18 protein-coding genes are annotated in these 23671 nt (G+C 37.5%); all 18 read left to right on the forward strand.

What is annotated here, in order from left to right:
- On the forward strand, positions 1-2666 hold a 2666-nt coding region (locus tag Q0238_RS06750; RefSeq protein WP_297944244.1), incomplete at its 5' end, for a DEAD/DEAH box helicase.
- On the forward strand, positions 2650-3633 hold the full coding sequence (locus Q0238_RS06755; protein ID WP_297944247.1) for an ATP-binding protein: 984 nt from the start codon (positions 2650-2652) through the stop codon (positions 3631-3633). The genes Q0238_RS06750 and Q0238_RS06755, both read left to right, overlap by 17 nt.
- Positions 3630-3755 (forward strand): hypothetical protein, encoded by a 126-nt coding sequence (locus Q0238_RS06760; RefSeq protein ID WP_297944249.1) that lies wholly within the window; start codon positions 3630-3632, stop codon positions 3753-3755. Before Q0238_RS06755 ends, Q0238_RS06760 begins: the two co-directional genes overlap by 4 nt.
- Positions 3752-4450 carry a 3-methyladenine DNA glycosylase gene (locus tag Q0238_RS06765; RefSeq protein ID WP_297944251.1) on the forward strand — a complete coding sequence of 233 codons (699 nt, stop codon included), beginning with the start codon at positions 3752-3754 and terminating at the stop codon, positions 4448-4450. The genes Q0238_RS06760 and Q0238_RS06765 overlap by 4 nt, the downstream gene beginning before the upstream one ends.
- Before the next feature lie 2 nt (positions 4451-4452).
- Positions 4453-6513, forward strand: coding sequence for a glycosyltransferase family 39 protein (locus Q0238_RS06770; protein WP_297944253.1), 2061 nt, complete (start codon positions 4453-4455; stop codon positions 6511-6513).
- The gene (locus Q0238_RS06775; protein WP_297944254.1) at positions 6506-6940 is read left to right on the forward strand and encodes a hypothetical protein; all 435 of its coding nucleotides are present in this window, start codon (positions 6506-6508) and stop codon (positions 6938-6940) included. Before Q0238_RS06770 ends, Q0238_RS06775 begins: the two co-directional genes overlap by 8 nt.
- A gap of 95 nt (positions 6941-7035) precedes the next feature.
- Entirely contained in the window at positions 7036-8544 is a 1509-nt protein-coding gene (locus Q0238_RS06780; RefSeq protein WP_297944257.1) for a hypothetical protein, read from the forward strand.
- 727 nt (positions 8545-9271) lie between these two features.
- The gene (gene wecB / locus Q0238_RS06785; RefSeq protein ID WP_297944260.1) at positions 9272-10408 is read left to right on the forward strand and encodes a UDP-N-acetylglucosamine 2-epimerase (non-hydrolyzing); all 1137 of its coding nucleotides are present in this window, start codon (positions 9272-9274) and stop codon (positions 10406-10408) included.
- Complete coding sequence (gene wecC, locus Q0238_RS06790; RefSeq protein ID WP_297944337.1) at positions 10402-11595, forward strand: UDP-N-acetyl-D-mannosamine dehydrogenase; 1194 nt, start codon at positions 10402-10404, stop codon at positions 11593-11595. Before wecB ends, wecC begins: the two co-directional genes overlap by 7 nt.
- A gap of 123 nt (positions 11596-11718) precedes the next feature.
- Complete coding sequence (locus tag Q0238_RS06795) at positions 11719-12690, forward strand: acyltransferase (RefSeq protein WP_297944263.1); 972 nt, start codon at positions 11719-11721, stop codon at positions 12688-12690.
- Positions 12687-14816 (forward strand): bi-domain-containing oxidoreductase, encoded by a 2130-nt coding sequence (locus Q0238_RS06800; RefSeq protein WP_297944266.1) that lies wholly within the window; start codon positions 12687-12689, stop codon positions 14814-14816. The genes Q0238_RS06795 and Q0238_RS06800 overlap by 4 nt, the downstream gene beginning before the upstream one ends.
- On the forward strand, positions 14813-16174 hold the full coding sequence (locus Q0238_RS06805; RefSeq protein WP_297944268.1) for a hypothetical protein: 1362 nt from the start codon (positions 14813-14815) through the stop codon (positions 16172-16174). Before Q0238_RS06800 ends, Q0238_RS06805 begins: the two co-directional genes overlap by 4 nt.
- Positions 16167-17120 carry a glycosyltransferase gene (locus tag Q0238_RS06810; RefSeq protein ID WP_297944271.1) on the forward strand — a complete coding sequence of 318 codons (954 nt, stop codon included), beginning with the start codon at positions 16167-16169 and terminating at the stop codon, positions 17118-17120. Before Q0238_RS06805 ends, Q0238_RS06810 begins: the two co-directional genes overlap by 8 nt.
- Positions 17121-17200: 80 nt before the next feature.
- Entirely contained in the window at positions 17201-18307 is a 1107-nt protein-coding gene (locus Q0238_RS06815) for a hypothetical protein (protein WP_297944273.1), read from the forward strand.
- Positions 18294-18992, forward strand: coding sequence for a class I SAM-dependent methyltransferase (locus tag Q0238_RS06820; RefSeq protein ID WP_297944276.1), 699 nt, complete (start codon positions 18294-18296; stop codon positions 18990-18992). The genes Q0238_RS06815 and Q0238_RS06820 overlap by 14 nt, the downstream gene beginning before the upstream one ends.
- Positions 18985-20388: a hypothetical protein gene (locus tag Q0238_RS06825; protein ID WP_297944279.1), complete on the forward strand. Its 1404-nt coding sequence runs from the start codon at positions 18985-18987 to the stop codon at positions 20386-20388. The genes Q0238_RS06820 and Q0238_RS06825 overlap by 8 nt, the downstream gene beginning before the upstream one ends.
- Positions 20388-22472 carry an alginate lyase family protein gene (locus Q0238_RS06830; RefSeq protein WP_297944281.1) on the forward strand — a complete coding sequence of 695 codons (2085 nt, stop codon included), beginning with the start codon at positions 20388-20390 and terminating at the stop codon, positions 22470-22472. The genes Q0238_RS06825 and Q0238_RS06830 overlap by 1 nt, the downstream gene beginning before the upstream one ends.
- Positions 22465-23589 carry a glycosyltransferase gene (locus tag Q0238_RS06835; protein ID WP_297944283.1) on the forward strand — a complete coding sequence of 375 codons (1125 nt, stop codon included), beginning with the start codon at positions 22465-22467 and terminating at the stop codon, positions 23587-23589. The genes Q0238_RS06830 and Q0238_RS06835 overlap by 8 nt, the downstream gene beginning before the upstream one ends.
- The last annotated feature ends 82 nt before the right edge of the window (positions 23590-23671 follow it).

Below are 23671 nucleotides of genomic sequence, written 5' to 3' on the forward strand. Positions count from 1 at the left end.
TAAATATAAAATTTGGAAGCGAGTTAAACTTAAGCGAGCTGAAAGAGGAAATTTTGCGCCTGGGATACGACGTGCGCGACATCGTCGAAAGCATGGGCGAGGTTAGCTTCCGTGGCGAGATTATCGATATTTTTTCGGTAGGGAGCGAAAGCGCGGTTAGAATTCTACTCGACGGCGAGACGGTCGAGAGCATCAGGCGCTTTGACGTCGCTACGCAAAAAAGCGAAAAAGATGAGCTTGCGCAAGCCGAGATAGCGCCGTTTTTGGCAAATTTAAGCGAGGACGAGTTTGAGAGCGTGAGCGAAAAGATATCGCGCGCGGACAGCGACGCGTTAGCCCGCGATCTGGGCTCGCTTGGGTTTTGGTTCATCGAGGGCTTCGTAGATTACACAGAGGCGTTTGATTGCGTCTTGCTGCACGAGATCAAAAAGGATGAAATTTTTTCCGAGCGCAATTTGGATTTTTTAGACGCGATCGAGGTATTGCCCGCGGCGCGTAAATTTAAAGACCTCGCCGTGACGCCGTCGCAGGAATTTTTTGAATTCCACCGCAGCGAGGCTATCACGCTGATCGCGCGAAACGACGCACTGCTCGCGCCGTTTGATCTTAGCGGATTTAGCAATATCGAAATTTTACGCGAGGATTTCGTCGTAAATTTAATAAGCGCCGAGCGGATCATCCTTTCGCTAAACAAAGCGGCGCCTAAAAAGCGCGTGCGAAGATCGAGCCTAGCTCTGGATGAGCTAAACGTGGGCGATTTTGTCGTGCACGAAGATCACGGTATCGCTAAATTTAACGGGCTTGAGCTTATCGAGGTGATGGGGCGCAGCAAGGAGTTTGTATCCCTGCTCTACGAGGGCGGTGACAAACTGCTGCTGCCGGTAGAGTATCTAAATAAGATCGATCGCTACGTCGCAAGCGGCGGCGCGGTGAGCTTGGATCATCTGGGCAGGGCGAGCTTTTCAAAAATCAAAGAGCGAGTGCGCGAAAAGCTCTTTACGATCGCTTCAAAGATCATCGCGCTGGCGGCCAAGCGCGAGCTGGTGCGGGGGCTCGTCATCAAAAACGAAAGTGCGGACTATGCGAAATTTTTAAGCGCGAGCGGATTTAGTTACACGAGCGATCAGCAAAAGGCGGTAAGCGCGATTTTGGCGGATCTGCAAAGCGGCAAGGTAATGGACCGCCTACTTAGCGGCGACGTGGGTTTTGGAAAGACTGAGGTTGCGATGAATGCGATCTTTGCCTGCATCCGAAGTGGGCATTCGGTGCTGTTTTTTGTGCCTACGACGCTACTTAGCTCGCAGCATTACGCCACGCTTAGCGAGCGCTTTAGGGAGTTTGAAATTCCCGTTTTCAAGCTCGATCGCTTCAGTAGCGCGAGGCAAAAGAGTGAAATTTTAAAGCGCTTGCAAAGCGGCGAGGCGATCGTCGTGGTCGGCACGCACTCGCTTTTAAATTTAAACCCCGCAAATTTAGGGCTCATAATCATCGATGAGGAGCACAAATTCGGCGTTAAGCAAAAGGAGCGGCTCAAAGAGAAAAGCGCCGCCTCACACCTGCTTAGTATGTCTGCCACTCCGATACCGCGCAGCCTGAATATGGCGTTAAGCTCGATTAAAAGCTACTCCACGCTGCTTAGTCCGCCGCAGGACCGCCTGGATGTGCGCACCTTCGTCAAGCAGTGGGACGAAAAGATCATAAAAGAGGCGATCTCGCGAGAGCTGCGACGCGGCGGGCAGATTTTTTACGTCCACAACCACATCGCGACGATGCAAAGCGCCAAAAAGAAGCTGCTTGAAATTTTGCCGAGCCTTAAAATTCTAATTTTGCACTCCAAGATCGACGCCAAGACGACGGAGGATGAAATTTTAAAATTTGTAGCGGGCGGATACGATCTGCTGCTTTGTACTAGCATCGTAGAAAGCGGCATCCACATGCCGCGCGTAAATACGATCATCGTCGAAAACGCTGATAAATTCGGTATCGCCGATCTGCATCAGCTGCGCGGTCGCGTCGGGCGCAGCAATAAACAGGGCTTTTGCTACTTGTTGATCGAGGATAAAACCGCTCTTACGCAGGATGCGCTAAAACGTCTCGTAGCGCTTGAGAGCAACTCATTTTTGGGCAGCGGCTCGGTGTTAGCGTATCACGATCTTGAAATTCGAGGCGGCGGAAATCTGCTCGGAGAGGCGCAGAGCGGGCATATCGAAGCGATCGGCTACTCGCTTTATCTAAAGATGCTAGAAGAGGAGGTCGGCAAGCTGCTAAGCAGAAAAAGTGCCGCTGCAAGCGTGGAGCTTAAAATTTCGGTAAACGCCTTTTTGAACTCGGAATTTATCAGAGAGGATCGCCTGCGCCTGGATCTTTATAGGCGGCTTAGTAAGTGCGCCGAGGCGAGCGAAGTGCTTGAAATTTTTGGCGAGATCGAGGATCGCTTCGGGCGCGCGGATATCTACACCAAGCAATTCATCGACGTGATGATGATTAAGGTTTTGGCTACGAAGCTTGGCTTGCGCGTGATTTCGAGCATGGACGAAAATATCTTAATCACCCTTGCAAACGGCGATAAGGTGCGATTAAAGGCACAGACGCGCGACGATGACGACGTGATAAATGAAATTTTGATCTATCTGCGAAGGGAGCTAAAAAATGCGAACCTGCGATGAAAATATCAAAAAAAGCGCGAGCAAAAGCGGGAGCGAAGAGTTAAATTTAAACGCGGCGAGCGGTTTAAATTTAGCGTCGCAAGCCGTCCTAAAAAACGCGCAGAGCGGTGCCGGCGAGCAAATTTATTTCAGCGATTTTAGCGCGATTGATTGGCGCGCGGTACAGGTCGTCGTCTTTCGCGCGAATAAAAAGGCGCTAAAGATCATCCGCGACATCGATTTTACCGATCTTGACGCGCTTGTGGGGCTAGAGAGTCAAAAATCGGCTCTTATAAAAAACACGGACGCCTTCCTGCGCGGCTGCAGCGCCAACCACGCGCTTTTGTGGGGCGAGAGCGGCTGCGGCAAATCAAGCCTTGCAAAAGCGGTTTTTTCTAAATTTATCTCGCAAGGCCTTAAGATCATCGAGATCGGCAGGGATGATCTGGGCTATCTCGTGGAGATAATCGACGCGATCCGCGAAATGAACTTTAAATTTATCATCTTTTGCGACGATTTGAGCTTCGAACTCGGCGAGAGCGGCTACAAGCACCTAAAGCCGCTACTCGAAGGCTCACTAGAGCGCGCGCCGCACAACGTGCTGATGTGTGCGACGTCCAACCGCCGCCACATCGTAGGCGAATGCGCGAGCGATAACGACGCCGCGCAGATAAGCCGCGGCGAGCTGCACCTAAGCGACGCGGCGAACGAACGAATCAGCCTGAGTGAACGCTTTGGGCTACAGCTAAGCTTTTACGGCGGGAGCATGCGGGAGTATTTAGGGATCGTAGATGCCTATTTTGCGGCTGCGCAAAGTATAAGCGCGGCGGAATTTCGCTTGAGCTTTGCTGCAAATTTAGATGAGCTGTACGCAAAGGCGAGGGAGTTTGCGATGCTTCGCGCAAGCCGAAGCGGCCGCGCGGCAAAGCAGTTTTTCTTGAGCTTTGGCGAGGATTTTTTTGCAAATTTAAAAGGTGGCGGCAGATGAATACGGCGCGCGAATTTAAATTTAGCGTAAATTTTATCGCAGTGCTAGAGTGCGCGCAAAAAATCGCCGTCGCCGCGCGAAATTTTAGAAACGATGCTAGAAATTTCGGAGGTACGAGATGAGCGCGACCGAGCTTTTTATCGCGCTTTTTCGCGTCGTGAAAATCAAGGATTTTCGCTGGTGGCCCGCGTTTGGAAGCTTTGAGGTGGTCGTAGGGGCGATTTTGATCCAAAATACGGCGTGGCGCAATGCCGATGCGGCACTGCAAAACCTGCGTAGCAAGGAGCTTTTGAGCTTAGAAAGCATCGCCGGGCTAGACGAAGCGGAGCTTGCGGAGATCATCAAAGTAAGCGGATTTTATAATCAAAAAGCTAGGCGCCTAAGCTTGCTTTGCAAAGCGATAATCGCGGATTTTGGGGATTTTGAGAGCTTCAAAGCGGGCGTTAGCCGCGAGTGGCTGCTAGCGCGCAAGGGGATCGGCGCGGAGAGCTGCGATGCGATCTTGTGCTATGCGTGCGAGCGTGCGGTGATGGTCGCGGACAGCTATTCGGCGCGCCTGCTGGGCGCTTTGGGCTATGAGTTTGAAAGCTACGACGAGCTTAGCGCGTGGCTCGGCGAGCTGGAATTTGAGCGGATCTATGAGTTTGTAAATTCCGCCAACTCTCCCTGCGATGCGGCGGCAAAAGCAGGAAAGCTGGAGAACGAAAATGGCGCGTATGCATTATTTCATGGGCTCATCGTGGAATTTTGTAAAGCACATTTGAAAGGTAAAATTTTCGACGAGAGCGCGAAAATAATTTTAAATGATTTGAGGTAGATATGTTTAATACTAAAATTTTAGAAAATTTAATGGTTGCTTTTTGTTTTTGTATAACGCTTGCGTTACATTTGCTGATATTTAACCATTACTTCTCACTCCAAGAAGGATGGTGGGAAACCTATGCTTATTTAGTAAATAGAGGAGAGGTGATAAATAAAGATTTTTATTTGGCATGGACTCCATTATTTGTCTATATAAATGCTTTTTATCAAAAGATATTCGGGATAAATTTCTTTGCTTTTGCCTGCATTGGTGTGGTAGCCGCAATGATACAGGTAATTTTATTGTATTTGGTTTTAAGAGAATTTTTTTCTAAAACAAGCAGCGCCGTGGCTGCACTTTTTGCGACATTTTTAAATATAAATAGCGGCACCTATATCGCCAAAGATTATCATACATACGTATATATTACAGAATTTTTGACATTGCTATTTTTTATAAAATATATCAAAAATTACAATTCTAATATGGGTAGAATTTATCATATAATTGGAATTTTGTTTTGTATTTTATTGTTTTTCATTAAACAAAATGTGGGTTTGGTTCTTTTTGCTAGTTTGTTTGTCGCATATGCTTTTGTTGCTACAAGTTTTAAAGATTATATAAAAAGAATCGGTTTTTTACTCATTACCTCTGCTATATTTTTTACTATTATGAATTTTGTCATTCCTTTTAATTTATCTTCTATAACAGAAAATGATTCCAAAGGCAGCTTTTTCGCTATGGCTACTAGATTTATCACATATCCTTTAAATCAAACGATACTAAAAAACTCACTTATTGTATCGATAGTTGTACTCATCTTATATGTTATAAGATCAAAAATAGCGGAAATTTATACTAATTTATATGAAAAAGCTATAGCCAAAACTACAAGAGAATTTCGTATATTAATGCTTGTAATATTACATATAATTTTAATATATTGTATGTTTATTAAGATGAGCGGTAGCGGGATAGAAATAAAGAATTTTATATCTCTTTCAATAGGTATTATTCTATTTTTGCTGTATATATGTTTCAAGAGGAACGATGTAATTGGCAATTCATCAAAGATATATGCCTTTATGATTGTAGCCATGGCCGCCATATCTTATTCGGGTACTTTGGCTGATGCTTTTACGGCGAGTGGTAATATGATATGTATAGCTTTTGCCAGCGCATTTATTATAAATATAAGTAGATTAAGACAAATAAAATACATTACTATATATATACATTTAATAATAATATTTTTTATGTTTTTAGCAACTATAAGAATGCCGTATTATTGGAATTTCAATACTCAGGTAGATATCTTTAGCGCCAATTCTAAAAGTTCATACGCTCAGTTAGATGGTATTTATATGGATGAGAGGATATCGGAAATCTTTGATTATTTCGATAAGTATGTAGCTGTTAAATCTAAAAATCAAAAAGATTTTTACTTTTTTAATTTTCCCATAATGTACTTATTGAATAATAAAATTCCACCGTATTATTTAGTAACTCATTGGCTAGACGTATCGTCATCTAAGGCCATATCTAGGGAATATGATGAATTTATTAAATCTCCTGCGCAGAACGTTGTTATGTATCAATATCAGACATTTTTCTTTACTGTGCATCGAAATTTTCAAGTTAAAAGCTCTTTTAAACAACTTGATTTTCATGAAACTATGAATCAATGGGTACGGGAAGGAAGATATAAATTTATAAAGTCGTTTGTAGTTCCATACGATAATGTACCTGCTGAAGAAGAAAAAAACCATATTCTTAAAAATATGCTCATTATTTTGCAAAATGAAAAATTTTTCGGTATGGATAGATTACAATTTACGGAGTGGTTAAAGGAAAACGGTATAACATTGGTTGCTATTAGGCGTGATAAAAAAATAGCTACTGACCAAAATGAGACAAAGCAAGAAGATGACCGTTTGCAAAATGGTGATGTATTACAAATGGACGGTAGTATTGTTGATCTGTGCAGGGTATTTCCAACTCTAGGAGTGGCTCCGACTGAAGCGACTTTTTTTAATACTATTAATGTATATGAAAAACAAGGGGACCGTAGTGAATAGCTCTGTTATAGATAAATTTGTATTAATACTGTGCTTGAGCATAACATTAATACTACATCTCTTCATCTTTAACCATTACTTCTCACTCCAAGAAGGCTGGTGGGAAACCTATGCTTATTTAGTAAATAGAGGAGAAGTGATCAATAAAGATTTTTATCTAGCGTGGACTCCGTTATTTGTCTATATAAATGCCTTTTATCAAAAAATATTTGGAATAAATTTCTTTGCTTTTGCCTGCATCGGTGTAGTGGCCGCAATGATACAGGTAATTTTATTGTATTTGGTTTTGAGAGAGTTTTTTTCAAAACCGGCTAGTGCTATAGGAGCCACTTTTGCTAGCTTTTTATGGTTTAGTATGGAGACATATATACCGAAGGATTATCATACTTACGTCTTCATCATAGAATTTTTACCCTACTATTTCTAGTAAAATCCATAAAAAATGAAAATTCTAAAAAAGGTACCATATATCAAATACTTGGAATCTTATTTCTAGTCCTACTTTTTTTCATAAAGCAAAATGTGGGATTAGTTCTTTTTGCTAGTCTTTTTGTATCTTATGCTTTTATATCCAGTAGCGTAAAAGATTATTTTAAAAGAATAGGATTTTTACTGCTCTTTACCGTTATATTCTTTGTATCCGTAAATTTTATAATGCCTTTTGATCCCGCATCTATAACCGATAATGACTCAAAAGGAAGTCTATGGACTGTAGCGACTAGATTTATTTTTGAACCAGAGCTTAGTCGGATATTAACAATAAGCGTATCGGAATTTTTTATAATATTAATTCTTGCATATTTTGGAAAAAATATTGTATATCTATATGATGTATTGGTAGGACAAATTGCAGCAAGAACAACTATCTTATTTCGATTTACTATCGTAGCTATTGGACTGACTGCGCTTACTTATATTGTTTTATTTCATAATACTGTTATATTATATATTATTAAATATATCTCTTATATTAGCTTTTCCATAGCTGTGATTTTGTATATCATGTTTGCTGCTATGTTCTATAAAAATAGTAGTATTTTTGGATCAAAAATTTACATTTTCATTACTTTTTGTGTTGCTGCTATAGTTTATAGTAATACTTTCACTACTATCGCCTTAAATATGAATAGCATTCTTTTGTGTGCAGGGTTGGCATTCAGCTTTTTATTAAATCAAAATTTGCGCAAAATAGCTAGGATTTTACTGATCTATTGGATGCTTGTAATGGTATCTTTCATAATATACGTAAAATTTTTAATACCATATAATTGGCTTGAAAATTATCAAGGTAGTGTATTCGAGGCTAAATCCGAGACCTCATATATTCCTTTAAAAAATATTTATATGAATCAGAAATTATCTTATATTTTTGACTATATTCATGATTATGTACCTAAAAATACAGTATCTGACAAAGATTTTTACTTTTTTAACTTACCGATAATGTATCTTTTAAATGATAAAATTCCACCATATCACTTAGTAACACAATGGTTTGATGTAACTCCAACAAAACTGATTAAACAAGAATATATTGATTTTACAAACAGGCCAACCGAGAATATCGTTTTATATCAATATTACAAGAAGGCGTTTGATATAAACAAAAGACTTTTGAGAAAAGATGATTTTATTCAAGAAGATTTTTATAACTCTATGAATGAATGGGTAAAACAAAGTAGATATAAATTTATAAAATCATTTGTAGTACCCAATAGTTTGATGTTTAATAATGCATATAAAAATTTAAATATTCAAATAGATGTAATAATTCAAAACAGTAAATTTTTCGGTCAAAGTTATGAAAAATTTTATATATGGCTCCAGGGGGAAAATTTGAATCTTATGCGAATCACTAGAGATGGAGCCGCCTTACAAGATATTAATGATGTAATTAGAAATTCCGATATAGTAACCTTGAGTGGCAATGCAGCTCATATAATGGAAGTTTTTCCTCAACTTGGGGTTGAACCGATTAATGCGGCGAATTTTAATACTATAAATATCTATAAAATAAATAATAGATTATGATTATACGTAAGAATTTACCTTTTGCTAGTAGATATTTAAATACTACGAATTTACTTATTTTAGTCATCCTCTTATCTTATGATTTTCACGGTTTATACAATAATTAAGCTATATAAAATAATTCTACTGCAACCGATTTGCTTAATTATGGCGATTAATATAGGTGAGCTAATATAAATATAGAAGATAGATATTGAAATAAAAAATTTATTTGCAAATTATATAACCATGTATAGATTCGTAAAGCTCACAGTATAGTAATAACAGCACCAAATATCAAGAAAAAACAATAAACTATAGTCTTTTGAATTAGTGATATTTATATGGGTAGCAAGGAATTGGTAAAATTTAAACAAATTATCTCATAATATAATAAAATTCAGCGAAGCAGTAGTAAAAAGTGTAATCTTGATTTATAGCAGTGGCGTACGCATATCGTATATAGATTGTATATATCACATGTTTGGCTAGATACTATAAAGACTTGTATAAAATTATATATTGCAAATATTTTTTGATAAAAGGTCTGACACATAGCGATAATAGAGGTGATATGATTTAGATTTTATAAATACTTAAGGGGGATAAGTTATAATTCTAGCGGTAAAATAAATAGTTAATTTGTGGATTGCGCACAAAATTTATAAGATTTTTAGATGTAATACCACAGAAAATAGTGTATCTTGGGTAAATCTAATAAAGTTAGATTATACATTAGGAAAATATTATGACGAAAAGAAAAATTTTAATAGTATTTGGGACGCGCCCGGAAGCCATTAAGATGGCTTTGTTGATAAAGGAATTTCAAAAGTACGCGGAATTTGAAGTGAAGGTTTGCGTCACGGCGCAGCACAGACAGATGCTAGATCAGGTGCTTGAATTTTTTGAGATCAAGCCTGATTTTGATCTAAATTTAATGAAGCAGGCTCAGGATCTATACGACGTCACGTCGGGGGTGCTGCTCGGCATGCGCGGGATATTCGAGCGCTACAAACCGGACATCGTATTTGTCCACGGCGATACGACTACGACAAGCGCGGTATCGCTAGCCGCATTTTATCAAAAGATCGATGTGGCGCACGTCGAAGCGGGTCTTAGGACGCACGATATCTATTCGCCGTTTCCAGAGGAGATAAATAGGCAGATCACCGGCTTGATAGCCAAATATCACTTTGCGCCGACCATCGATGCTAGAGACAATCTATTAAAAGAAGGCAAAGATTCAAAAAATATAATCGTTAGTGGTAACACCGTTATAGACGCGCTTTTGTGGACGATAGATAAAATCGAAAACAACGAGCTGCTAAAAAATAAAATTTTATCCTTTATAAATTCCAAATATAAGCTTAGTGATAGAAAATTTATTCTCGTTACAGGACACAGACGAGAGAATTTCGGAGAAGGCTTTGTTAATATTTGTGAGGCCTTACGTGAAATAGCGCTAAAAAATGAAAATATCGACATCGTTTACCCCGTGCATCTAAATCCAAATGTAAGAAAGCCTGTGGGAGAAATTTTATCGGGCATTTCGAATATATTTTTAATTGATCCGCTAGAGTATGATAGTTTCGTCTATCTTATGAGCAAGTCATATATGATAGTAACAGATAGTGGCGGCATCCAGGAGGAGGCACCGAGCCTTTGCAAGCCCGTTTTAGTTATCAGAGAAACTACCGAAAGACCTGAAGGGATAAGAGCAGGATGCGTTAAGCTTATCGGCACCAAGCGCGAAAATATAATAAAAGAGGTGCAAAGATTATTAAATTTAAAAGACGAATATGATAAAATGAGTAAAAGTGTAAGCCCATATGGTGACGGTAAAGCTTGTAAAAAAATACTGGAATTTTTAAAAGGAATATTGTGAAAAAAGTTTGCATATTAGGTCTTGGGTATATAGGACTACCGACGGCGGCGCTTTTGGCAAATAGGGGCTATAAAATCCACGGCGTTGATGTAGTGCAGAGCGTCGTAGATACGATCAATGAGGGTAAAATTCATATCGTCGAGCCAGAACTTGACGTATTTGTTAAAAAAGCAGTGCAGAGCGGAAATTTAAAAGCAGACGTTAAGCCTGATTTCGCAGACGTTTTTATCATAGCTGTTCCGACGCCGTTTCGAGACGGATACGTGCCAAATATCGATTATGTCATAAGTGCGGCAAAATCTATAATACCATATGTAAAAGACGATAATATGGTCGTTTTAGAATCCACTTCGCCGGTAGGTACTACCGAAAAGATAGGTGAAATTTTAAAAAATGGCGGTGTTGATATTTCTAAAATTTATATCGCTCATTGCCCTGAGAGAGTTTTGCCCGGTAAAATTTTAAAAGAACTCACCCAAAATGATAGGATCGTGGGCGGAACTACAAAAATTGCTACTAAAAAAATAGCGGAATTTTACGCAGAATTCGTAGAAGGCGAAGTTTTACAGACTGACTCGAAAACTGCAGAGATGTCAAAGCTTACAGAGAATTCTTTCCGCGACGTAAACATAGCCTTTGCAAACGAGCTTAGCATTTTGTGCGATAAATTCGGCATTAACGTCTGGGAGCTTATCTCGCTAGCAAATCGCCATCCGCGAGTTAATATTTTAAGCCCGGGCTGCGGCGTAGGTGGGCACTGCATAGCGGTCGATCCATGGTTTATAGTGCATGCGGGCGGCTACGAAGCGAGGTTGATCAAATCCGCAAGAGAGGTCAATGATCACAAAGCTGAGTGGTGTATAGAAAAGATCAAAAACGCCGCTTTGAAATTTGAGCTGCAAAACGGCAGAAAGCCTAAAGTCGCGTGCATGGGGCTTGCTTTTAAGCCCGACATCGACGATTTGCGAGAGTCGCCTGCACTAAATATAACCAAGCGCCTGATCGCAGACGGCGTCGATGTGGTTGCTGTAGAGCCTAATATCAAGGCTCATAAAGATTTTGAGATAGTGGATTATAAAAAGGCTATCGAAATTTCGGATATTATCGTATTTTTGGTAGGACATAAGGAATTTAAAGGGCTGAAAATAGAAAAAGAAGTTTTGGATTTTTGCGGAATTTGTAAATGAGTTTTCAAAAAGTAATAGATAGAGATAACCACCTAAATTTTTTTAGATTACTTTTTGCTTTACAAGTGGTATATATGCACTCGACGGAATGGCTAAAAATACCGCTTTTATGGGGGGGGGCACGTGGATAAGTTTCTTAGGCTATTTCCCGGCGTTCCATTATTTTTCCTGGTTTCGGGATTTTTAATTACCGATAGTTACTTAAATAGCGGCAATTTAAAAGAATATTTTATAAAAAGAGCGCTTAGGATATATCCGGCTCTATTTGTAAATATTTTAGTACTTGAGTTAGCTATGTACGTGGGCAAAAATTTTAATGATATCTCGGTATTAAAATACGTGGAATACTTCGTGCTCTATGTCATTACCGCCGCTTCAGGCATAGCGGGCTTTATAATTGGTATAAAAAACGGTGCTTTATATAATTATGACGGCTTTTTTAGCTCTTATCCGAGCGGCGTTTTATGGACACTTAGCGTCGAATTATCGTTTTATATCGTCCTTCCATTTATTTTGTGTATTAGAAAGGTGATAATAAGAAATTTATTGTTAGTTTTCCTATTTTTTACATCAATGATAATTCCAGCAATCGCCGATGAAAATTTTTACTCCGCTTCAAATTTAAATAAGCTTCTTGAGCTGATATGCTTGCCGTTTTTGTGGATATTTATCATCGGCATGGTCATGAGGCTTTATTGGCTGGATATAAAAAAATATCTCGTAGGCTACGGCTTATATTATATTGCGCTCTATTTGATATTTTGTTTTGCGGCTATAGAGTTTGGAAGAGGGCTTGGAGATTATAAGAGAGGCTTGGAAATTTCTACTGTATTTCAAATTTTCCTTTTGGCGCTAGTGATCTTTAGCATGGCTTTTTCCTACACAAATTTAAAGATAGCTAGAAGCACCGATCTCTCTTATAGTACATATCTTTATCATATGCTGATAGTTCAAATTTTAATTAGTCTGGGCTTTGGCGGCTCTTTATGGCTATATCTCATAGTGGTGGCCGCGACGCTCACGGTAGCTTGCGTTTCTTGGAATTTTATAGAAAAGCCGGCATTGAAATTAAAACAAATAAAGGTCGTAAAATGATACAAGCAATAGTTAAAAAAGGTAAGGTTTTAGCGGAGCAGATACCGGCTCCGAGCGTTTCAAAGGGATGCGTTCTTATAAAAGTAGTAAATAGCTGCATATCGGCGGGCACCGAGATAAGCGGCGTATCAAATAGCGGTAAGAGTCTGATCAGAAGGGCTTTGGAGCAGCCGGAGAACGTAAAAAAAGTCATCAATATGGTGAAATCCGACGGCATAGCCAGCGTCTATGCGAAGGTAAAGGGCAAGCTTGATAGCGGAAATCCGACCGGCTATTCGCTTAGCGGCGTCGTCATAGCGGTCGGAGAGGGCGTTTCAAATTTTGAGATCGGTGAGCGCGTCGCCGCAGCCGGTGCAGGGCTTGCGAATCACGCAGAATACGTAGACGTGCCTAAAAATTTAGTTATGAAAATGCCGCAGGATATGGACTTTGAGCGGGCTTGCACCGTGACGCTCGGCGGCATAGCGATGCAAGGCGTTAGGCGGATCGATCTAAGGCTGGGCGAGACCTGCGTAGTCGTGGGAGCTGGGATTTTAGGGCTTCTTGCGGTGCAGATGCTTAAAATTTCAGGCGTAAGGGTTGCGGTCAGCGATTTTGACGATAGGCGCTTGCAGATAGCTAAAGAATACGGCGCCGAGCTAACTATCAATCCTTCAAAGGAAAATTTGCTAGACGTCGTTTCGTCTTGGAGCGGCGGATACGGCGCCGATGGAGTGCTATTTACCGCCGCTACGAGCAGTAGCGAGCCGCTATCGCAAAGCTTTCAGATGTGCAAGAAAAAGGGCAGAGTGGTGCTCGTAGGCGTTGCCGGCATGCAGATCAATAGAGAGGATATGTATAAAAAGGAGCTCGATTTTCTCATCTCCACCTCTTATGGTCCCGGTCGCTACGACAAGAGCTACGAAGAGGGGGGGCTTGATTATCCGTTTAGCTACGTCAGATGGACTGAAAATCGAAATATGAGCGAGTATCTAAGGCTGGTAAATGAAAATTTGATAAAGCTGGATAAACTCATAGACGCAAAATATCCTATCGAGCAGGTAACGGAGGCGTTTGAGTCGCTACAGACTTCGCAGAATAAGCCGCTTATGGTTTTGCTCGACTACGGCGAGGCAAATTTAGCCGAGCTTGATAGCTATCTAAATCACGATAAAAAAATCATCATAAGCTCCGCGCCAGTAAACAGGGACGTGATAAATGTCGCGTTCGTAGGCGTCGGTGGATTTGCCACAGGGATGCACCTGCCTAATATCTCAAAGCTTACGGACAAGTATAAAATTTATGCGATCATGAACCGAAGCGGACATAAGGCAAAGGCGGTGGCGCAGCAATACGGAGCGAACTACGCTACTTCAAATTTAGACGATATTTTAAATGACAAAAACGTTGATCTGGTGATCATCTCCACAAGGCACGATAGCCATGCGGAGCTTACTTTAAAGGCGCTTGAAGCGGGCAAAAACGTATTTGTAGAAAAGCCGCTTGCGACAAATAAAGATGAGCTGGAAAAGATAAAGAAATTTTACGCTGAGGGAGGCGACAAGCCCCTTTTATTCGTAGGATTTAACAGGCGATTTAGCGCCTATGCGCAGGAGATAAAAAAGCATACGAGCGCTAGAATAAATCCTATGATAATTAGATATAGAATGAACGCAGGTTACATACCGATGGATCACTGGGTGCACGAAAACGGCGGCAGAATGGTGGGCGAAGCGTGCCACATAATAGATCTGATGACGGCGCTAACGGGCAGCGAGATAGAGAGTATATTTTCACAGGCGATCACGCCGAGTAATGAAAAATATAGCGCCGAGGATAACAAATCCATCGTCTTAAAATACAAAGACGGTTCGGTGGCAAATATCGAGTATTTTGCAAACGGTAGCAAGGAGCTAAGCAAGGAGTTTATGGAGGTTCACTTCGACGGCAAGAGCATCGTTTTGGACGATTACAAAAGCCTAAAAGGATATGGAGTGGGCTTGAAAGAAATTTCAACGAGCGTAAGCCAAAAGGGGCAGCTCGAAGAGCTTGAGGCGCTATTTGGGGCTCTAAAAGGAAGCAAAAAAGGCTGGCCGATAGAGCTTTGGGATATGGTGCAGACGACGGAGATTTCGTTTTTGATATGATTGACAGTATAAAAAAAATTATTAAATCAAACTATATTTTAGAGGCATTTGCAAGAAGGCTTTATGCCATTATACCATATAGGATTAGAAAGTTAAATAGAGAATTTTACGATTTCTATAACCTGCTTTTGAATAACGAAACAGAAAATATCAAATATATCGAAAAATATCAGTTTGAATCATTAAAGCATATTGTTGGTATCGCATACTATAAAACAACATTCTATAAAGAAAAATATGATTCTGCCGGCTTTCATCCTTCCATGTTAAATGAAATCTCTGATTTAAAGAAAATACCGATATTAACAAAAGACGAAATAAGAAATAACTCTAAAGATATGGTGCGTAGTGACGTTTCTATAGCGCATTTAAAAAAGGCTTATACGAGTGGAACAACTGGAAAAACATTGGAAATATATGAGGATAACAAAACTAGACTACGAGAATTAGCATCTATTTTCTATCAATGGAAGAGAATTGGTTACGTTCCTGGCGATGGCAGAATTGAATTTAGAGGTTTTGTAGATGGCAATAAAGATTTTATTTTTCTGCCAGACGAAAGAGTTTTAAGAATTAATATTATAAAAATGGATATTCATAATATAGATATTCTTATAAAACGTATTTTAAAAACAGGATATAATTTTATTCATGGGTATCCATCGGCGATAGTTAAATTTGCAAAATTATTAAAAGAATCAGAAATACACTATCAGCCAAAAGGAATAATGCTAGCATCAGAGGTGCTATACGATTGGCAAATGAGTATTATAGATGAAGTTTTTCATTGTCAGAAAATTTCGCATTATGGCCAGTCTGAAAAAGTGGCATTAGGTGCATGGAATAACGATAGATTATATCATTTTATACCGACATATGGTATATTTGAAACAGACTATGAAAATAAAATTATTGCAACAGGTTTTATAAATGAGGTTATGCCAATTATAAGATACCAAATGTCGGATGTAGCTGAAGGTGTTTTAAGTAGCTCAAACGATGCTCTATATCCAGTTATTAAGGATATAATCGGAAGACAGGAGGATTATACTTATAATGAAAATGGAGATTTGATTCCGCCCGCAGTCGTCACATTTCCGTTTAAGCATTTATTTTATATTAATGCTGCTAAAATTATTCAATATGAGTTAAAATTATTTGATTTAGTTCTTGAGGTAAAAGATCAAAATATATTGTTAGATAAACGTTTTAAAGAAGAGGTAGATACGCTTGTCGTGGATTTAAAGAAAATATATGGGCAAAGTATAGATATAAATATAAGGCATGTAGACCGGATTGATTTTGCATCAAATGGTAAGTTTAGATGGATAGAGAATAGGATAAAAAATTATGAATAGCAATATTTTGCATATAGGACCTATGCCGCCTCCACTTGGAGGAATATCCGTTTATCTATATAGATTATCAAGGTCCAATAATGATAGCTCTATAGGCTTTGTTAACGAAAATAATATTAATAGGATCGATTTTATTAAATTAATTTTTTTAAATAGCGATAAAACTTTTATTTATCACTCTCCATCAATGGTAAAAAGAATTGCATTGCTTTTTTCAAAAATATTTAGAGGAAATAAATATATTATAGTTTCTCATGGAGAAGGTTTGCAAAATAGTTATAAAAATAGTAATTTTATAATGAAATTTTTATTAAAAAATGCCATTTTTAAATCAGAATATATACAGGTAGTAGGTCCTCATCTTGTAAAATTCTTACTTGATTTAGGGCTACAAAATGATAAAATCATAGTAAAAAATGCTTTTTTACCACCTATATTGTGTGATGAAGAAAGCATATTAAAAACCTATCCGCAAGAAATTTTCGATTTTATATCAAAAAAAGATAAGTTATTGGTAGCGAATGCGTCTAGTTTGGTTTTTTATAAAAATACCGACTTATACGGACTTGATATGTGTATAGAACTCACGGCCAAGCTAAAAAATGTCTATCCAAATTTAGGGTTTATTTTTGCGCTAGCAAACGAAAAGGTTAATACCGAGTATATAGATAAAATGCGTCTGCGTATAAAAGAGTTAAATTTAGAGGAAAATTTTTATTTTCTGACGGGGCAAAAAGAGCTTTGGCCTATATTTAAAAAGGCTAGTCTAATGATAAGACCTACGAATGCCGATGGGTATGGTGTTAGTATTGCAGAAGCCTTATATTTTGGATGTCCTGCGATAGCAAGCGATGTATGTGATAGGCCAGAGGGAACAATTTTGTTTAAAAATAGAAATTTAGATGATCTGTGCGATAAAACAAAAAGGGTTTTGGATGCAATGTAAATTTTATAAGGACTTGGTTATTGATTAATAGTTACTTATTTAAAATATTAATTTTATTATATTAAGGATGGATAAATATCATGATTGATAAAGCAAAATGGTTTCTAGATAAAATTTGTCCTATCATATTGGGGATAGATGATATTACAAATTCAATATGCCATTCGCGTTTCCTAAGAGAACAGTGCGATTGCGGCTATCTTGGGCTAAATAATAATGGCATATATGATTATTTTATGAATTATCTATTAAAAAAATACCCAGAAATTAGAGTTACATATTTTTTAGTTATGGGACCTAGCTCGGCATATCTTGATGGCGCCAAAACCGATACTATATATAAAAATGATGGCTTTTTAAGATTATTGCAAACCATTCTAGATAGATCTGATGAGATAGCATACCATGGACATAATCATGGATATTCCAATGCTACATTGATGGATAGAAAATGGTGTAGAGAATTTGAGCAGTATTCTCCGGGTGAGTATTTTAATATTATAAAAAATGATTTAGATCTTTTCAAAAAAACATTTGGCTACCAAATTTTAGGAGGAAGAACTCCATGCTATAGTTTTAGAGAAGATTTGGTTGGAGGACTAATTGACTTAAAATTTCGTTGGTGGTCCTTTGACTTTAAGCCTTTTACCAATAATATTTCTTTGAAGTATGGCGATGATAAAATTATAGAAATGCCGTCAAATATAAGCGGCGATGCTTTTATATATGGAGGAAATGCAATAAAAAGTAAAATTAAGCACTTGCTAAATATCGTAAAGATAGAAAAAATGATGAAAAGTAGATATGTGATTAGTATAGCGGAGCATTTTATGAATGCTAGACCAGATGGAAAGAGGCAAACACCAAATGTTTATGATGACATAAATTCTTTAGATTTTCTTTTTGGATATCTAAGAAATAAAGATGTTTGGTATGCTACTTTTAGCGAATGTGCTAATTATTACGAGAGCTATAATAATACCTATATTTTAGATATGGGCGATGGAGCGTTCGAAATAAAATATAAAGGTGACTGGAAAATGTTTCTAACATTTATCTCGGAGCATAGATACCTAGAAAACATACAAACTAAAGAAATTTATGAAGGCTTTATGAAAAATAATAGATGGTTTTTTAATGATTTGGTTGAAGGAATATATAAGGAGCGCAAGGATGTATTTCGATAGACATTTTTCTTTGATTACCGGATATAGATTTTTATTAAAAGACGTTGTAAAATATATAGCAACAATAGATTCTTTTTTTGATTCTAAGTATAAAATTTTAGATATAGGTTGCGGAAAAAAACCATATAAGAAATTACTAAAAAAATCCGATTACGTAGGTCTTGATGTGTGTGAATGCGAATATGCAAATCCGGATATAATAGGTAGCTCTGAAAATATCCCTTGTGATAATTCTAGTTTTGATGCAATTATGACAGTTTTTGTTTTAGATGATTCTTTTTATATTAAGAAGACTTTTTATGAAATTTCAAGAGTGCTTAAAGATGGTGGGTATTATTTCGCTCTTGAGGCGCAAAATGCAAGCATACATAATCCCCCCTTTGATTTTTTTAGATTTGCTCCAAATGCCATGATTAAGCTAGCAAAAGAAGTAAATTTGGAACTTATAAGATATGATACGTATGGCGGAGACTTTGCAAACGTAGGCTTTTGTTTTATATCAATTATACGAAATACACTAAGTAGTCTCAGGATAGAACCCATTTTGGGTCCTATATTTTACTTACCGATAAACGTAATTTTTAGACTTTTAGATTTAATAGGTAGATTAAAGGTATTTAAAAACAAATATAAAAATAATTCCTTGGGGTATTTCTACGTTTTTAAGAAAGTAGAGAATGCTTAAAAAATTTATTAAGACAATATCTTTATATGCTATTTTCTTAATGATTGAAAAAATTTTATCGGTACTATTTTTTTCATATATTGCTCACACTTTAAGCATGAATGATATGGGTGAATATGGACTGTACATGACTATATATGTATTTTTATCTTTTCTACTATCGCTAGAATTTAAATCCGGATACGCAAGATATTACTACGAATATTCTACAGAAGAATCCAGATATAAATTATTTTGCGGCATCGTTAATGTTACATTTCTTTCTCATGTAATTATGGGTATATTGTTATTGTGTATTATAAATTATTTTAATTTATTGAGTTGGAAAATTTTTATTGCTTTGTCTATTTTGTCATTTTCTGATAGCCTGATATATCTTATACAGTATCAAAAAAGGTTGGAAGAAAAGGATATGCAATATGGAGTAATTATAATTAGTAAGATACTCTTAACAATTATATTTTATTTTATTATAAAAAATTACGATATAGGGGGTAGTGCGATCAATATAATATATGCTATGTTGTTTTCTAGTACAATTGTCTCCCTGGTTAGTTATTTTAGCTTTTTTATTAAAGGTTGGCTATTTAGCGTAAATTATCACATCATAAAAAATTCCTTTTTATTTTCCATAAAAATTGCGCCCGGTATTGTCGGGTCATACCTATCATCATTAAGCCCACAATTTATCATTGATAAAGTTTTTTTAAATAGAGAATTTAATGGAATTTTTTCGGTTTATCAAAAAATCGCATCAACTATTTATATTATGTTTGATCCGCTTTATATAGTTTTTTCTCAGAGAGTCCTTAAATTTTATAAGGAAAAGAATTTTATTGGAATCTACAAGATGATGCTTAATATAATTTTTAACGGATATGGATTTATGATGTGCATTTTTATTTTAGGCTCATATTATGTCGTATATATATTTGCCGGAGAGAAATATATAGAGTATCAACACTTCTTATTCGTATTTTTATTCAGCGGATATTGCACATTGATTTCGAGAATTCTTGAATTAAATATCCAGATTTCTGAGAAAAATCATTATTTTTCTTATTTAGAGATATTCGTAGGAGTGTTAAGCGTATCTTCTCTTTTGCTTTGTGCATATTATTTTGATTTTTACTTCTTTATATATTGTATAGTGGTTATTTCATTTTTTAGATTCGTTGTATATATGATAGTTTCCAAAAAAATATATCCAAAATTATTTTTAGGGTATTTTTATTATTTGTTATTTTTATTCTTTCCTAGTATAATTTATATCTTTAAAATATTTGACTTGCTATCGGAAGTTTTACTATTTCTATTAACTCTAATTTTTTATAGCTGGTTAGCTATCAGGGCAATTAAAGAATATAAAAGCTGTCCGCGCATAGGGGAAGCATAATGTTATATTATTTAAAGCGTCTCTATTCTACTCCGTTTCGCATAGTTTTAATAAAGTTATTTAATAAAATAACTGTTTTTTTAAATAACTTTATTAATCGCTGCATTGATTTTATAAATAAAAATACTCACATAAATTTTAACATTCCGATCATAAAAAATAGCTACATAAATATAAAAGAGCTCGACCTGTCAAATATCGATCCGGATGTCGCAAAATATCTATCCAAAATGTACATTGAGCATAAATTTGATCTGCTCGGTAGTGGGTGGGTAAAAAATAGCTATGATAGCGCGGCGCTCGGGCTTGAGGGTTATAAGTACGATATGAATGTCACCGCGCCCACGAGCGCGCCTAAGGGCTGCGAGCCGATTGATTGGCAAAAGGATTTTAAAAGCGGCTTTCGCTGGAGCGAAAAAAAATGGTACAAAGATCAGCGCATAGCCCATAAGCCCGGCAGCGATATAAAGGTGCCGTGGGAGCTTGCGAGGTTTCAGCACTTGCCGCAGCTTGCTATTTTTACGATAGTGGATCCGAGCTTAAAAGAGCCAAATTTAAAGGAATTTAAAAACCAAATTTTAGATTTTATTCACAATAATCCGCCTCGAATGGGCGTAAATTGGACCTGTACGATGGACGTGGGCATCAGGGTCGCTAATATGCTGGCGGCTTACGATATGTTTTGCCAGATGGATGAGAGTGGGATTTTAGATCAAAATTTCAAACAGACCTTTTCAAATAGCGTCTACGAGCACGCGCTTCACATCGTAAATAATCTGGAGTATTCACCTCAACTAACGTCAAATCACTATCTAAGCGACATCGTGGGCTTGCTGTTTGCGTGCGCGTATTTGGGTGGCGGCGGCGAGATAGACGCGTGGCTGGCGTTTGCCGTGCAAGAAGTAATCGGCGAAATGAAAAAGGAATTTTACGAAGACGGCGGAAATTTTGAGAGCTCTACGAGTTACCACCGCCTAAGCGGCGAGCTAATGGCGTATGCGACGGCTCTGATACTGGGTTTAAAAAGAGAAAAAATTTTATCGCTAAAAAATTATGATGCAAAGCTTTGGCGCAAAAAGCCAAAACTCATGCCGCCAAACGAGCAGGAATTTAAAATTTTAAACGGACAAATATCGCTGCCGCAGTGGTTCGTGGACAGACTGTACAAAATCGGCAGGTTTACCGCAGACATCACGAAGCCAAACGGCGAAGTGCCGCAGTTCGGCGATAACGACAGCGGCAGGTTTTTTAAATTTAGCCCAAACGGCGAGTTTTTGAGTAATGAACAAGCCGCGCGAAAATATCTAAATTTAAGCGGCTCCCAGGGCGGGGGCGAGCCGTTTTGGGATGAAAATATCTTAAACCACTCCACGCTAATTAGCTGCATGGGCGGGATTTTTGACGATGAGATATTTAAAAACGATATCTGCTTTGAGCGGAGTTTTACGAGAGCTCTTGCAGGGCGCACGCTGCAAATAGGAGATAAAACATACAAAAGCCAGGTCGCTTCGGGCGTGAAATTTGGCGAACTGCCGCACCGAAAAAGCATGAAATTTAAAATTTCAAATTCGCAAGAGATCAAAAATCTATTTTATCCGGACAGCGGAATTTTTATCTTCAAATCTAGCAAATTTTACCTCGCCGTCTGCGCTACGCCGCTTGGGCAAAGGGGTCACGGCGGACATACGCACAACGATAAGCTGAGCTACGAGCTGTGGGTAGACGGGCTGGATATAGCAAGAGATCCCGGTACCTATCTTTATACGCCGCTTCCAGATAGGAGAAATGAATTTAGAAGCGTCAAAGCGCACAATGTGCCGATTATAGGCGATTTGGAACAAAATAGTTGGGGTGAGGGGGCGATAGGACTATTTGGAATGTTTGCGGAATGCAGATGCGAGGTGGCGGATTTTGGAGAAAATTTTATAAGTCTCGCTGCAGAATATAAAGGCGTAAAAATTATTAGAAAATTTGAGATAAAAGAGGACAAATTGGAGATTATCGATATGGCAAACAAGGAATTTTATTATAGTAAATTTGAGTTATATTCAAATGGGTATGGGAAGTTGATGAAAAATGTCTAAAAAAATACTATGGTGCGGAAATTCTTATTATGGATCTCCATTTAAGGTAGGTTGTAATTATTATAGTGAATTACTGGCTAAGGAGGGAAACAAGGTTTTATTTATCGCGCCGCCCATTTCCCCCTTTCATAATAAGATCAACGAAGCCACTAGGTTGGCTCAGTCAAAAAAAGGCGTGCATGAAATTTGTGAAAACTATTTTATATATACCCCATTTGCACTTATTCCGCCGTTTAAAAAGCTGCCGTCCCAATTTTATTGGTTTATAAAAATATGGTATATTTTTACCTTACCGAATTTTAAAAATATGCTTAAAAATTATAATTTCTTAAATGTAGATATTTTAGTGATAGATAATTTCGTATTTCTGCCCTTAATAAACATCATAAAATATAAGAAGCTGATTGTTAGGGTTACCGATAATCTTAGCGGCTTTGGTGTAGGAGCAGCAGCTATCAAGGCAGAGGAGTATCTAATAAAAAAAGCAGATAAAGTGATATATACATCATCAAACCTTAAAAACTATATAGAAAAATTTAATAAAAATTGCCTCTATCTGCCAAACGGAGTTGATTTTAATAAATTTCAAAAAGAATACGATAAACCGGATTTTTTTTACACAATTACAAAACCGGTTGCTATTTATGTGGGCGCTATAGAAAGCTGGTTTGACTTCGGTCTATTAGATTATATCGCCGAAGAGCTAAAAGATGTGCATTTTTTAGTAATTGGAGCTATAAAATTCAAACCCGACAATTTTGATCAAATACGATCTAGAGAAAATATTACGTTTTACGGCAAGGTTGATAATGATTTGATTGCCTCTTTTTTGCAATTTTCAGATGTCGGTATAATCCCGTTTAGACTGGATATGGATTTGGTTCATTCTATAAGCCCTCTAAAACTATATGAATATTCTGCGGCTGGGCTTCATGCGGTAGCAACTAAATGGCAAGAGTTAGAGCAGCTTGACAGTCCTGCTTTATTGGCGAGTTCAAAAGAGGACTTTGTAAGATATATAAAAAAATCTCTAGATTTAAGTAAAAGCGACAAGACTGAAATTTTAAATTTTGCCAAGGATAATGATTGGAGAGAAAAGATACGACATATCATTTAAAATTAGATATAATTTCATTTATAATATTTTTAAATTTAAACGATGAGGCGAAACGAAAGTAATAAATGCAGTATAAAAAGTT

It is taken from the genome of uncultured Campylobacter sp. (assembly GCF_938045775.1).
Classification (GTDB): domain Bacteria; phylum Campylobacterota; class Campylobacteria; order Campylobacterales; family Campylobacteraceae; genus Campylobacter_B.

Bases quoted from the DNA above. Each gene is read 5' to 3' on its own strand.
- Q0238_RS06815 (WP_297944273.1), top strand. From the start codon at position 17,201: ATGATTGATAAAGCAAAATGGTTTCTAGATAAAATTTGTCCTATCATA.
- Q0238_RS06760 (WP_297944249.1), top strand. From the start codon at position 3,630: ATGAATACGGCGCGCGAATTTAAATTTAGCGTAAATTTTATCGCAGTG.
- Q0238_RS06810 (WP_297944271.1), top strand. From the start codon at position 16,167: ATGAATAGCAATATTTTGCATATAGGACCTATGCCGCCTCCACTTGGA.
- Q0238_RS06755 (WP_297944247.1), top strand. From the start codon at position 2,650: ATGCGAACCTGCGATGAAAATATCAAAAAAAGCGCGAGCAAAAGCGGG.
- wecB (WP_297944260.1), top strand. From the start codon at position 9,272: ATGACGAAAAGAAAAATTTTAATAGTATTTGGGACGCGCCCGGAAGCC.
- Q0238_RS06835 (WP_297944283.1), top strand. From the start codon at position 22,465: ATGTCTAAAAAAATACTATGGTGCGGAAATTCTTATTATGGATCTCCA.
- Q0238_RS06765 (WP_297944251.1), top strand. From the start codon at position 3,752: ATGAGCGCGACCGAGCTTTTTATCGCGCTTTTTCGCGTCGTGAAAATC.
- Q0238_RS06805 (WP_297944268.1), top strand. From the start codon at position 14,813: ATGATTGACAGTATAAAAAAAATTATTAAATCAAACTATATTTTAGAG.
- Q0238_RS06825 (WP_297944279.1), top strand. From the start codon at position 18,985: ATGCTTAAAAAATTTATTAAGACAATATCTTTATATGCTATTTTCTTA.
- Q0238_RS06800 (WP_297944266.1), top strand. From the start codon at position 12,687: ATGATACAAGCAATAGTTAAAAAAGGTAAGGTTTTAGCGGAGCAGATA.
- Q0238_RS06830 (WP_297944281.1), top strand. From the start codon at position 20,388: ATGTTATATTATTTAAAGCGTCTCTATTCTACTCCGTTTCGCATAGTT.
- Q0238_RS06770 (WP_297944253.1), top strand. From the start codon at position 4,453: ATGTTTAATACTAAAATTTTAGAAAATTTAATGGTTGCTTTTTGTTTT.
- Q0238_RS06820 (WP_297944276.1), top strand. From the start codon at position 18,294: ATGTATTTCGATAGACATTTTTCTTTGATTACCGGATATAGATTTTTA.